The organism is Agromyces cavernae (genome assembly GCF_021044935.1).
Taxonomy (GTDB): Bacteria; Actinomycetota; Actinomycetes; order Actinomycetales; family Microbacteriaceae; genus Agromyces; species Agromyces cavernae.
Window position 1 is genome coordinate 52,252 of the sequence record NZ_JAJNMP010000005.1, and the last position, 11,738, is coordinate 63,989.

Here is an 11,738-nt window from a genome sequence, read left to right on the forward strand (position 1 = left end):
CCTCCGCGAGTCGCTCACCCCTCGATGAGCCCGCGGATGTCGTCGGCCGAGAGCGACTCGCTGAACAGATCGTCGTCGTCCATGAGCGACGACACGAGCGCGTCCTTCTTGGCCTTCAGCGCCATGACCTTCTCTTCGATCGTGCCCTCGGCGACCATGCGGTAGACCATCACGGTCTTCGCCTGGCCGATGCGGTGGGCGCGGTCGACAGCCTGGGCCTCGCTGGCCGGGTTCCACCACGGGTCGAGCAGGAACACGTAGTCGGCCTCGGTGAGATTCAGCCCGAACCCGCCCGCCTTCAGGCTGATCAGGAACACCGGCGCCTTGCCCGTGCGGAACCGGTCGATGACCTCGCTCCGGCGCCGAGTCGCCCCGTCGAGATACGCGTAGGGCACCCCGGCCGCCTCGAGGCGGGCCGCCGCGAGCTGCAGGAACGACGTGAACTGGCTGAACACGAGCGCCCGGTGCCCCTCGGCGATGACCTCGTCGAGCTGCTCGAACAGCGCGTCGAGCTTGGCCGACGGCACCTCGGCGTACTGCTCGCCGTCGATGAGGCCGGCGTGCAGGCTCAGCATGCGCAGCAGCGTGAGTGAGCGGAACACCGTGAACCGGTTGCGGTCGAGATCGTCGATGAGGCCGAGCAGCTTCTGTCGCTCACGCTGCAGGAACGTGTCGTAGATGCGGCGGTGCGCCGGGTCGAGCGCGACCGACAGCACCTGCTCCTGCTTCTCGGGAAGCTCGGGGGCCACGAGCTCTTTCGTGCGGCGCAGCACGAGCGGCCGGATGCGCCGCCGCAGGCGCGCGAGCCGATCGGTGTTGTGGTCGTTCTCGATGGGGCGGCGGTAGCGCTCGGCGAACGCGCGCGCCGAGGGGAAGAGCCCGGGCGCGACGATCTTCATGAGCGCCCACAACTCCATCAGGTTGTTCTCGACGGGCGTGCCGGTGACGGCGAGCCTGAAGGGCGCGCGGATGTCGCGTGCCGCGGCATTGGCCTTCGACGCGCCGTTCTTCACGAACTGGGCCTCGTCGAGCACGAGCCCCGCCCAGTCGATCGCGGCGAACGCGTCGGCGTCGAGCCGCAGGATCGCGTAGCTCGTGACGACGATGTCGGCTCCTGCCGCGGCATCGGCGATGCGACGTCCGCTCGCGGCCTGGGTGGCGCCCACGGTCGTCACCCGCAGGCCGGGCACGAAGCGGGCGGCCTCGGCCGCCCAGTTCGAGACGACCGACGTCGGGGCGACGACGAGGAACGGCGGGGTCGGGGCATCCGCCTGTTCGATCGCGTGCGCCATCAACGCGAGCGTCTGCGCGGTCTTGCCGAGGCCCATGTCGTCGGCGAGGATGCCGCCGAGCCCGTGCCGGTGGAGGAACGCGAGCCAGCGGAACCCCTCGAGCTGGTAGGGCCGCAGTTCGAGCGCGAGACCGGTGGGCGGTGCGACCGGCTCGATGCCGCCGGGGTTGTTGAGGCCTGCGACCGTCTCGCGCCATGAGACCGCGGATTCGGACTCGTCGGCGAGGTCCTCGAATTCCGACCAGAGGCTCGCCTGCGTTCGGTGGATGGCGACGCCCGTCTCCCACTCGTGGAGCGACCCAGCCTCGTCGATCAGCTCGCGCAGCGGCTCGAACACCGGATGCGCCAGCGAGAGGTAACTGCCGTCGACGAGCAACAGCTTCTTGCGGCCGTGCGAGAGGGCGCTGAACAGCGGCCCGAACGGCACCTTCTTGCCCTCGACGGTGACGATGACCCCGAGGTCGAACCAGTCGGTGCGCTCGCTCTCGACCGTCGTGACGGTGAGCCTGGGTGCTTCGACGAGCTCGCGGTAGACGGGCGCCTCGCCCACGGTCTCGACGCGCAGGCGATCGAGCTCGGCGAGCCGGGGCAGCAGGCGGGCCGCGAACTCGGCCGCCTCGAGGCCGCGCAATGCCACGTCTGCACGCAGGTTCGGCTCGGCGTCGCGGGTGAGCAGCGGTGCACCGGCGTCGTCGTCGGCGAGGATCGCGACGGCGCGGGCAGCCACGACGCGCTCGACATCGGGGTCGTGGAACTCGGCGGCGGGTGCGTCGACCGGCAGCAGGTCACCGCCGTCCCGCTGCCACGCCCACTCGAGGCGCATCACGTGGTTCGGCTCATGTGTTGCCGTGAGCACGAGCGTCGCGGGTTCGAGCGGCGGCAGCTCGAAGCTCGCATCGCGACTCTCGACGCGCAACGAGCGGGCGAGCGCCGCATAGTGGTCGGCGACGAACGATGCGACCTCGTCGGCGGGAATACGCACCGGCTCGCTGCGGGTGATGGCGACGCGCTGCGCCTCGGTGAGCCGCCCGCGAAGCGGTGCGAGCACGATCGAGCCCCGTGCGAAGTCGAAGGCGTAGACGCCATGCGTGCCGATGAGCCGCACACGGTCGGCCGACACGGTGGTGCCGTCGACGCGCACCATCGTCGCGAGCAGCAGGTCGGCGTCGCCGACGTCCCCGACCGACTCGTCGGGGCCGCTGTCGCTGCCGCCGTGGCTATCGCCGTCGTGGTCGCGTTCTCGCCATGCGTCGAGGCCGATCGACGCGTGCGGCGAGACCGACACCGTCGACCTGGCGTTGGTGCCGACGAGCGCGATGCCGAGCGAGGACGCCTGCTCGAACAGCGCCCAGAGCGTGGGGCTCTCGAACTCGTCGAGCGAGATCCACGCCGAGCCGAAGTCGGCGAAACCCGCGTGCCGCGCGCCCTTGAGCGCAGAGAACTCGGCGAACCACCGCGCCTGGGCGGGGTCGAACCCGTTCGCGACGCCCTGGAAGCCGACGTTCTGCCAGGTGAGCGAGCCCTTGATCCACCCGCCGCGACTGCCGCGGGTGACGGGTCGCACCGCGAGCCGGTCGACCGATGCTTCGCTCACAGCCGGCGCGTCACGCGGACCCTGCCAGCGGTTCGGCCCGCGCGAGACCCGCTCGCGCAACTCGAACTGCAGTGCGAGCGGTGACGTGGGCGCAGGGGGAGCGGCGTGCCCGCCACCAGCGAGGCGAGCGAGCTCGGCCCGCCAGTCGGCGGGCTCGGGAACCTCGGGCGCGGAGCGCGCGGCATCGGCTTGCTGACGCTGCTCGAGGTGACGCTCGCCGCTCGCCAGCAGTACCGCGGCGACGTGCTTGCAGTTCAGGCTCACCGGGCAGCTGCAGCCGGCGCCGAGGATCGACACCCGGTCGGGTCGGCCGAGGTCGAGGCTGACCTGTACGCGGTAAGGCGAGGGAGCCGTGCCCTGCACGTGGGCGGTGAGCCGGAACCGCGCGGGATCCCAGGTGAGCGAACCGACATCGCCCGCCTTGAGGATCGTTCGCCCGCGGCTGAGCGCGAGCGGCCCGACGAGTCGCGCGACCTGCAATTCCTCGACGAGGGGGAACGCGGAGTCGACAGGCATCCTTCAATGCTCGCACCAACCGGTGACCTCGCGCACATCGGTGATCGCCCGACGGCTGCGCGATCGCCCGCACCGGAGCATGATGGTCGGATGGACCTCCCCGTGATGCCGCCGGTCGCGCCGATGCTCTCGAAAGCCGTGAAGGCGATCCCCGATGTCGGACACGTCGAACCCAAGTGGGACGGCTTCCGCACGATCGTGTTCAAGGACGGCGACGAGGTCGAACTCGGCAGCCGGAACGAGCGCCCGATGACGCGGTACTTCCCCGAGCTCGTCGAGGCGCTGCGACAGAACCTGCCGGCACGGTGCGTCGTCGACGGCGAGATCATCCTCGTCCGCGACGGCCAGCTCGACTTCGATGCCCTGCAGCAACGCATCCATCCGGCTGCGAGCCGCGTCAACATGCTCTCCGAGGCGACGCCTGCGTCATTCGTCGCGTTCGACCTGCTCGCCCTCGACGACGACGACCTCATGCAGCGGCCGTTCGGCGAGCGACGGCGGCGACTCGTGGATGCGCTCACCGAGTCGGGTGCGGCCGACCCCGTGTTCGTCACCCCGGCGACGGCCGATCTCACCGAGGCGAACGACTGGTTCACGAGGTTCGAGGGTGCCGGCCTCGACGGCGTCGTCGCGAAGCCGCTCGACGGCACCTACCAGCCCGACAAGCGCACGATGTTCAAGATCAAGCACGACCGCACCGCCGACTGCGTGGTCGCCGGATTCCGCTGGCACAAGTCGGGCGGCATCGTCGGCTCGCTGCTGCTCGGCCTCTACGGCGACGATGGCCGACTGCATCACGTCGGCGTCGCCGCATCGTTCCCCATGGCACGCCGCGCGAGCCTCGTCGGCGAACTCGAGCCGCTCGTCGAGACCGACTTGTCGCGGCATCCCTGGGGCGAATGGGCCGACCAGGAGGCGCACGCGAACACGCGCATGCCCGGCGTGGTGAGCCGCTGGTCGGCGGGCAAGAACCTCTCGTTCGTGCCGCTGCGCCCCGAGCTCGTCGTCGAGGTCGCCTACGACCAGATGGAGGGCGACCGGTTCCGGCACACGGCGCAGTTCCGTCGCTGGCGCACCGATCGCACTCCCGAGAGCTGCACCTACGACCAGCTCGAGTCGCCGGCCGGCATCGACCTGGCCGAGATCCTGCCGGTACGCCGCTGAGCACTCCGACGCGAGGGCGAGCGGATGCCGCTGCCCGCGCCGGCTCACAGCACGGTGCGCAGCCCTGCCGACAGTGCGGTGTGGTGCTCGAAGACGAGATTGGTCTCGGTGAGCGCGACGGCGGGATTCGCCGAGAGGTTCTTCAGCACGAACTCGCGCACGTGGGCGCTGTCGCGCACGCGCACGTGGATGAGGAAATCTTCACTGCCACCGAGGAAGAAGAGCTGGGCGACCTCGGGCTGGGTGCGCAGCTCGTCGGAGATCTGCTCCATGAGGTGCCGCGCGCCGGGGCGGATGCGCACGCTCACGAGCGCCTGCAGGTGGTAGCCGAGCGCCTCGGGATCGATCTCGGCGGTGTACCGCACGATGACGCCGCGCTCGCGCAGTGAGCGCACCCGGGCGAGGCACGTCGACGGCGAGACTCCCACCTCGCGGGCCAGGTCGACGTTCGGGATGCGGGCGTTCTCATGCAGGCGGGCGATGATCTGCCGGTCGATCGCGTCGAGCGCGTATGCGGTGGGATCGGCGCCGGGTGCGCTGATCTGCGGTGAATCGGTCAACTGAACACCCTCGATTCGCATGACTGCAACGGATTTCGCAATTCTACCGAATTATCAACGGTGACACTTTCGTATCGGCGAACAAGCGGCGAAAATTGTCTACAACCCCCACACAGCATTCGGAGTAATCATGCACATCGGTGTGCCCACTGAGATCAAGAACAACGAATTCCGCGTCGCCATGACGCCCGCGGGCGTGCACGCGCTCGCGACGCGCGGCCACCGCGTCGCCATCCAGGCCGGGGCCGGCGCGGGTGCCGGGTACTCCGACGACGAGTACGCCGTCGCCGGTGCCACCATCGTCGCCACGGCCGAAGAGGCGTGGTCGGCCGAGCTCGTGCTCAAGGTGAAAGAGCCGATCGCTTCCGAGTACGGGTTCCTGCGCGAAGACCTCACGCTCTTCACCTACCTGCACCTCGCCGCAGACCTGCCGCTGACCCGGGCGATCCTCGACTCCGGCGTCACCGCGATCGCCTACGAGACGGTGCAGCTGGCCGACCGGTCGCTGCCGCTGCTCACTCCGATGAGCGAGGTCGCGGGTCGCCTCGCACCGCAGGTCGGCGCTGCCGAGCTGCTCGCCTCACGCGGCGGTCGCGGGGTGCTGATGGCCGGCGTGCCCGGCACCAGCCCGGCGAAGGTCGTCGTCATCGGCGGCGGCGTCGCGGGAGAGCAGGCCGCCGCGACGGCGCTCGGCCTCGGCGCCGACGTCACGGTGTTCGACATCTCACTGCCCAAGCTGCGCGAAATCGACGCCCGGTACGACCACCGCATCCACACCCTCGCCTCGTCGCCGTACGAGATCGCCCGTCAGCTGAAGGATGCCGACCTCGTGATCGGCGCCGTGCTCGTGCCGGGTGCCGCCGCGCCGAAGGTGGTCACCGACGAGATGGTCGCCGGCATGAAGCGAGGCTCGGTGCTCGTCGACATCGCGATCGACCAGGGCGGCTGCTTCGAGGGCTCGCACGCGACGACCCACGCCGACCCGACGTTCCGCGTGCACGACGCGATCTTCTACTGCGTCGCGAACATGCCCGGCGCAGTGCCGGCGACCTCGACCCCGGCGCTCACCAACTCGACGCTTCCGTACACCCTGAAGATCGCCGACCTCGGCTGGCAGGCCGCGCTGGCCGCCGACCCCGCGCTCGCGAAGGGCCTGAACGCGACCGGCGGGCACCTCACCAACGAGGGCGTCGCCGCCGCGCACGGCCTCGAGTACTCCGCCGCCGGCTGAGGGACGCCACCGCCCGGTGCGCCGACCGCGGCGATCTCGTTGGGAGTCTTAGGGTCGCAGTGCCTCGATGACCTTCTGCACTCGCCGCGTTCGGGTGTCGTCAGTCTTGGCGGTCTCAACCGACTGAGCGTGTGCGCGCTGTTTGCTGTACGAAAGCGTCGACCAGGCCTTCGCTGCCGACGGGTCCGTGTCGAGGGCCGCCGCAAGTTCTGTGGGAATGTCGACGGTGCGCGGTGCGTCGTCGACTTCGAGGGTGACCTCGATCTCGTCGCCCGCGCCGCGGCCGGTGGCGGCCCGGGTTTCGGCGTTGAACGAGATCAGAAATCGGCCGCCCATCGATGCGATCGAGTTTCGGTACGTGTAGCCGCCGTCGATGGTGACGACGACGGGCACGCGCTTGCCGCGGCCGAAGCCGAGCACGATGTCATCGGGGACGACGATGCCGACGTTGTTCCCGCCGGTGGCCCACAGCGTTGTTCGGTAGCTGACCATGGTTGCTCCTTCGTGAATATCGATAGTGCTCTCGCGCCGTGTCATCCGTTCAGCGACGGTGCGCGTCAGGATGCGGGACGGTGCGGTAGGCGTAGAGGGATGCGCCGAGCAGCCACGCGAACCCGGCCACGACCGAGATCCACAGGAAGAGCACGCCAAGGGGTGAGGCAGACAATGCCGCGCCGCCGACGAATCCGGCGACGATCGCGACTCCGCTGACGATGGAGAGCAGGAATACGGTGCGGGAGCCGCGGGAGCGCGCCCATGCGGCGACGATGAATGCTGCGATGCCGAGGGTGAGGAATCCGATGGCGCCGAACGCCAAGTGCAGCAATGCGCTGAGCGATCCGTCGCCGCTCGAGCTGCCAGGAGGGAAGCCCGCCATCGGGTCGGGTGGGAAGATGCCGCTGCCGACCAGGCACAGTCCGTAGACTCCGAGCAGTGCGCCCACCCATCCGGCTCGTCGGTTGGGTGTGACCGTTCGAGCGAAACCGACCGCGGCGGCGATGATCATCAGGCCGGTCAGGATCAGGTTGGCCGTCTGGATCCAGCCGGTGTCGGTGAGCATCAACAGGCTGAGCGCATGCTGGCTGAAGTCGAAGCCTGGCTTGAGCGCGGCGTGTACCACGGCGACGATCAGGTAGAACGGTCCGGCGACCACGCCCCAGCCGAGCAGGGAGCGGGTGACGGCTGCGCGGAGGTCGAATCCCTCGGCATTTCGGCCCGTCGTCGTGGTCATGGGGTCCCTTTCCTGGATGTGGGGTGGCTGTTCGATCTCGGTTCTCTCATGATCATTCTTGCGATCTCGTGCTTCTTGTTTCATCACGCGGGCTGGTAGCGCAGGATGACCACGCCCGAGTCGTAGCGGCGCACGTCTGCGAGTTGGAATGGCATCTGGGGTGCGTGGTGCGAGATGAGGTCCGCAGGTTCGGTAGCGCCGACGAAGAGTGGGTGCACCCAGATCTGCAACTCGTCGAGGAGCTGCTCGCGAATGAGGGTGCCAGTGAGCGGACCGAATCCGTACTGCACGATGTCCTGCCCTGGCTGTTCCTTCAGGTCGCAGACCAGACCGGGGAAGTCCTCGACCCGGGTGGCCGTGGTGTTGTTCCAGGCCGGGTCGGTCAGGCTGTCGGAGGCCACGAACTTCGGCAGTGCGTTCATCCGGTCGGCCATGCCGGTCTCGTCCGCGAGATTCGGCCACACCTCGGAGAAGCTCTCGTAGGTTCGGCGTCCCATGATCACGGCGTCGACGCTGAACAGCAGGTCGTGTGCGTACTGTGCGGCGTCGTCGCTGCGGTAGCCGAAGGTCCAGTGTTGAGGGTCCTGGACCACACCGTCGATCGACATGTAGGTCGAGTTGATCATGCGTCGCATTGGTTCTCCTTCTAGGGGGTGGGCGGGATGTTCTGGTTGAGGTGGAAGACGTTGCCGGGATCCCAGCGGTCCTTCAGAGCGGTCAGGCGGGCGAGCTTGGCCGGCGGGTACGCCGCGCGGATGCCGGCCGCACCCTCGTCCGTGAGCACGTTGACGTACGCGCCGCTGGCGAAGGGGGCCAGGCGTGCTGCCGAGGTCCGTGCTCGCTCGATCCGTTCGGCATCCTCGGCGGGATCGGTCCAGCGAGTCGCGGCGACGTACTCGAAGGCCGTGTCGCGATGGCTGAACGCCGTGTCTTCGTCGGGCACATCAGCGATCGCGCCGCCATAGGCCTGCAGACTCGCCGCCACGGACGGGTCGTGCTCGAGCAGCGAATCGAACGCCGCGTCCGGCAGCTCTCGAAAGTAGTGCCCCTTCCAATAGCGGCGCACCGCGTGGCCTTCGACGGTGTCGTCGCGTCGCTGCAGCTCGACGTACGAGAGCTCGGCGATCCGCTCCTCGACCGGACGGCCGAGACTCCGCAGCTCGCGGGCGAGACGCCGGCCGGCCTCCGGGTCACCGACCCACACGAAGCCGACCGTCACGATTCCGTCGATCAGGGTCGCGGCGAAGGTGGCCTGTCGAGGCGCTGCGGCGTTGAGGTCCCGCCATGCGGTCAGGACGCCGGCGGCACCCTCGGCTGGGAAGTCGGCCTCGACGCTGAGGGCACGGGTGCCGACGGGGTGGAGTGTGAACTCGAACTCGGTGACGATCCCGAAGTTCCCGCCGCCGCCGCGCAGCCCCCAGTAGAGCTCGGGATTCTGGTCAGCGGAAGCGTGCACCAGATCGCCATCGGCGGTGACCATCTCGAACGAGACGACATTGTCGCAGGCCAAGCCGTGTTGCCGCGCCAGCCAGCCCATGCCGCCGCCGAGCGTGAGCCCGCCGACGCCGGTGTGCGACACATTGCCGGCCGTGGTGGCGAGGCCGTGCTCCTGTGCCGCAAGGTCTAGGGCGCCGAGAAGCGCGCCGCCTTGCACCCATGCCCGCCGTCGTTCGGGATCCACTCGAACGGCCGCGAGGGGGGTCAGGTCGATCATCATGCCGCGGTCGGGCGCGGACAGGCCGAGAACGCTGTGCCCACCGCATCGGACGCCGACCTCGAGGCCGAGCTCGCGGGCTGCACGCACGGCGACCCGCACGTCGCCGACGCTCGCGCACCGCACGATCAGTTCGGGCCGACGGTCGACCATGGCGTTCCAGACCCGGCGCGCGTGGTCGTAGCCGGGGTCGTCGGGCAGCAGCAGGTGCCCGTCGAGGTCGGCAGAGGACAAGATCGTGGTTGTCATGTTGTGGCTCTCCTCCGCACGCACGGGTTCACGCGAGACGAGCCGGATTCCTTGTCGTGATCGACGAAGTCGAAGTGCCAGCGTTCCATGTGGTTGACAACGCCGTCGACTGTGACGATCGTGGAGTCGATGATTGCTCGCATGGTGGTGTTCCTTCTCGTGATTCGCGTGCCTCCATACTCGGTCGAGCGGTGATCCCGGTGAAGGTCCACCCGGGCGGCTGGATAGTGGACCACTTCGACCTCCCCGAGGCCGTCTCGGGCGTGGTCCGCTGATGGCGGTGCGCTGGTCGGGACCGACACCGGAGTTGCTCATCCCCCTCGAGCGTGGCGGCGGCCCTCTGACTGCCCAACTGCAGCGCGAGCTTCGACGCACCATCCGCGACGGCCGCCTCACCGCAGGAGAGCGGCTCCCGTCGTCTCGCTCGCTCGCTGCTCACCTGGGCGTCTCGCGCGGGCTGGTCGTCGAGTGCTACGAGCAGCTCGTCGCCGAGGGATACCTCGTGACGGCCGCAGGCTCGGGCACCCGGGTTGCTCGGGAAGTCGCGGAAGCGACTCGCGAGCCACCGACGGCCGAGACGGAGGAGCTGCATCCGAGGGTGGATGTCGATTTCGAGTACGGCATCCCCGACCTCGCGTCGTTCCCGACGCACGATTGGCTGTGGGCGATGGCCGAGGCGGCCCGAACCGCGCCGAACGCAGTCATGGGCGACGAGCACGGCGCCGGGTCGGCACGGCTCCGAAGCGTCGTCACCGCCTACCATCGCCGAGTCAGGGCCGGAACCGCGGACACCGGCGACGCGGTCATCGTCGGCGGCTTCCGGCACGGCCTCAACCTCGTGTTCGGCGCCCTCGCGCGGCGCGGTGTCGACCTGGTCGGTCTTGAGAATCCGGGCCCTCGGGAGCACGACGTCATCGCCCGGCGGGCCGGACTCAACCCGGCGCCGGTGCGGGTGGACGCCGACGGTGTCGACGTCGAGGCACTGCGCCGATCCGGTGCCCGCGCCGTGCTTGTGACTCCCGCCCACCAGTGCCCCACCGGTGTGGCGCTCACCCCGCGGCGCCGACGCGACCTCATCGCATGGGCAGAGTCGGTCGACGGATGGATCCTCGAGGACGACTACGACGCGGAGTTCCGTTACGACCGCCAGCCGGTGGGCTCGCTCCAGGGCCTTGCACCCGAGCGCGTGGTCGCCCTCGGGTCGGTGAGCAAGACCCTCGCGCCGGGGATGCGGATCGGCTGGATCCTCGCCCCACCGCGACTCCGCGATGACCTGGTACGGGCGAAGCAGTTGTCGAGTCGCGGCGTGCCGGCCCTCGATCAGCTCGCCCTCGCGGAGCTGATCGAGTCCGGCAGGTTCGACCGGCATCTGCGGCGGATGCGCACCGTGTACGCCGCCCGCCGGGCGGTGCTGGTTGAGACCTTAGCCGAGCGTCGGCCCGATCTCGCCCTGGAGGGGCTCGTTGCGGGATGTCACGCGGTGCTCCGGCTTCCGGATGGCGCGGACGAGGCTGCAGTTGCCGAAGAGGCGCTCACGGCATCGGTGATGGTGAAACCGCTCGGCGCGTATCGTCTGCCGGACCCTCCTGATACCCGGCCGCATCGTCCAGCGCTGGTGATCGGCTTTGGGAACGTCGATGAGACGCGAATCAAGCACGGTGTGGGGGTGCTCGCCGGAATCGTGCCGTAAGGCCTCGGGGGGTTGCCCTACCCCTCGGATCCGGCAAGCGTCCAGGGCAGGCCCGCCTGATGCCAGTCGACGATGCCGCCGTCGATGTTGACGGCGTCGAAGCCCTGGGCTTCGAGGTACTGCACCGCCTGCGCACTGCGTCCGCCGACGTGGCACAGCACGTAGACGGTGGTGTCGCGCGGAAGTTCGTCGACGCGGGCCACGAGCTCGCCGAGTGGGATGTCGATCGTGCCTTCGATGTGCGCCCGCAGGTGCTCGCTCGGCTCTCGTACGTCGAGGATGACGGCGCCGTCGACCGCGTGCACGTCTGCTGGGATCACTGAGCGCATCGGGATTCCTTCTCGTAGGGATGATTCGAGGCTACCTCCCGTCGCGGCCTCCTGGGCCCGATCGCGTCGAATGCCGAAGGGTGGAACCGGGACGGATGCGGCGATGCTTCCGAGGATTTCGCGGGTTTCGACTTAGGGTGTCGGTGTGTGGCGGCTGGATCGAAACGAC

At 69.3% G+C, this 11,738-nt stretch carries 11 protein-coding genes; 4 read left to right on the forward strand and 7 right to left on the reverse strand.

What is annotated here, in order from left to right; all coding sequences use genetic code 11:
• Positions 1–14 precede the first annotated feature (14 nt).
• Positions 15–3,401: a DEAD/DEAH box helicase gene (locus LQ757_RS18550; RefSeq protein ID WP_231048772.1), complete on the reverse strand. Its 3,387-nt coding sequence runs from the start codon at positions 3,399–3,401 to the stop codon at positions 15–17.
• A 90-nt stretch (positions 3,402–3,491) separates the two neighbouring features.
• Between LQ757_RS18550 and LQ757_RS18555 the strand changes: the two genes are divergently transcribed.
• Entirely contained in the window at positions 3,492–4,565 is a 1,074-nt protein-coding gene (locus tag LQ757_RS18555) for an ATP-dependent DNA ligase (RefSeq protein ID WP_231048773.1), read from the forward strand.
• Positions 4,566–4,609: 44 nt separating this feature from the next.
• Here the strand turns inward: LQ757_RS18555 and LQ757_RS18560 are convergent, their stop codons facing one another.
• Entirely contained in the window at positions 4,610–5,125 is a 516-nt protein-coding gene (locus LQ757_RS18560) for an Lrp/AsnC family transcriptional regulator (protein WP_231048774.1), read from the reverse strand.
• A 130-nt stretch (positions 5,126–5,255) separates the two neighbouring features.
• Between LQ757_RS18560 and ald the strand changes: the two genes are divergently transcribed.
• Positions 5,256–6,356: an alanine dehydrogenase gene (gene ald, locus LQ757_RS18565; protein ID WP_231048775.1), complete on the forward strand. Its 1,101-nt coding sequence runs from the start codon at positions 5,256–5,258 to the stop codon at positions 6,354–6,356.
• Positions 6,357–6,404: 48 nt separating this feature from the next.
• Here ald and LQ757_RS18570 read toward each other — a convergent pair whose 3' ends face one another.
• The 4 genes from LQ757_RS18570 to LQ757_RS18585 form a co-directional block, all read right to left on the reverse strand.
• A complete protein-coding gene (locus LQ757_RS18570) occupies positions 6,405–6,848 on the reverse strand; it encodes a YdeI/OmpD-associated family protein (RefSeq protein ID WP_231048776.1) in 444 nt (147 codons plus the stop codon).
• Between the two features lie 49 nt (positions 6,849–6,897).
• A complete protein-coding gene (locus tag LQ757_RS18575; protein ID WP_231048777.1) occupies positions 6,898–7,587 on the reverse strand; it encodes a DUF998 domain-containing protein in 690 nt (229 codons plus the stop codon).
• Positions 7,588–7,670: 83 nt separating this feature from the next.
• Positions 7,671–8,222: a dihydrofolate reductase family protein gene (locus tag LQ757_RS18580; protein WP_231048778.1), complete on the reverse strand. Its 552-nt coding sequence runs from the start codon at positions 8,220–8,222 to the stop codon at positions 7,671–7,673.
• 11 nt (positions 8,223–8,233) lie between these two features.
• On the reverse strand, positions 8,234–9,550 hold the full coding sequence (locus LQ757_RS18585; protein ID WP_231048779.1) for an FAD-binding oxidoreductase: 1,317 nt from the start codon (positions 9,548–9,550) through the stop codon (positions 8,234–8,236).
• A 56-nt stretch (positions 9,551–9,606) separates the two neighbouring features.
• On the opposite strand from LQ757_RS18585, the gene LQ757_RS18590 reads away from it, so the two are divergent.
• Positions 9,607–9,825, forward strand: a complete 219-nt coding sequence (locus tag LQ757_RS18590; RefSeq protein ID WP_231048780.1) for a hypothetical protein — start codon at positions 9,607–9,609, stop codon at positions 9,823–9,825.
• Positions 9,825–11,240: a MocR-like pyridoxine biosynthesis transcription factor PdxR gene (gene pdxR, locus LQ757_RS18595; RefSeq protein ID WP_231048781.1), complete on the forward strand. Its 1,416-nt coding sequence runs from the start codon at positions 9,825–9,827 to the stop codon at positions 11,238–11,240. The genes LQ757_RS18590 and pdxR overlap by 1 nt, the downstream gene beginning before the upstream one ends.
• Positions 11,241–11,257: 17 nt before the next feature.
• Here the strand turns inward: pdxR and LQ757_RS18600 are convergent, their stop codons facing one another.
• Complete coding sequence (locus LQ757_RS18600; RefSeq protein ID WP_231048782.1) at positions 11,258–11,569, reverse strand: rhodanese-like domain-containing protein; 312 nt, start codon at positions 11,567–11,569, stop codon at positions 11,258–11,260.
• Positions 11,570–11,738 lie beyond the last annotated feature (169 nt).

Bases quoted from the DNA above. Each gene is read 5' to 3' on its own strand.
- LQ757_RS18550 (WP_231048772.1), bottom strand. From the start codon at position 3,401: ATGCCTGTCGACTCCGCGTTCCCCCTCGTCGAGGAATTGCAGGTCGCG.
- LQ757_RS18555 (WP_231048773.1), top strand. From the start codon at position 3,492: ATGGACCTCCCCGTGATGCCGCCGGTCGCGCCGATGCTCTCGAAAGCC.
- ald (WP_231048775.1), top strand. From the start codon at position 5,256: ATGCACATCGGTGTGCCCACTGAGATCAAGAACAACGAATTCCGCGTC.
- LQ757_RS18570 (WP_231048776.1), bottom strand. From the start codon at position 6,848: ATGGTCAGCTACCGAACAACGCTGTGGGCCACCGGCGGGAACAACGTC.
- LQ757_RS18575 (WP_231048777.1), bottom strand. From the start codon at position 7,587: ATGACCACGACGACGGGCCGAAATGCCGAGGGATTCGACCTCCGCGCA.
- LQ757_RS18580 (WP_231048778.1), bottom strand. From the start codon at position 8,222: ATGCGACGCATGATCAACTCGACCTACATGTCGATCGACGGTGTGGTC.
- LQ757_RS18585 (WP_231048779.1), bottom strand. From the start codon at position 9,550: ATGACAACCACGATCTTGTCCTCTGCCGACCTCGACGGGCACCTGCTG.
- pdxR (WP_231048781.1), top strand. From the start codon at position 9,825: ATGGCGGTGCGCTGGTCGGGACCGACACCGGAGTTGCTCATCCCCCTC.
- LQ757_RS18600 (WP_231048782.1), bottom strand. From the start codon at position 11,569: ATGCGCTCAGTGATCCCAGCAGACGTGCACGCGGTCGACGGCGCCGTC.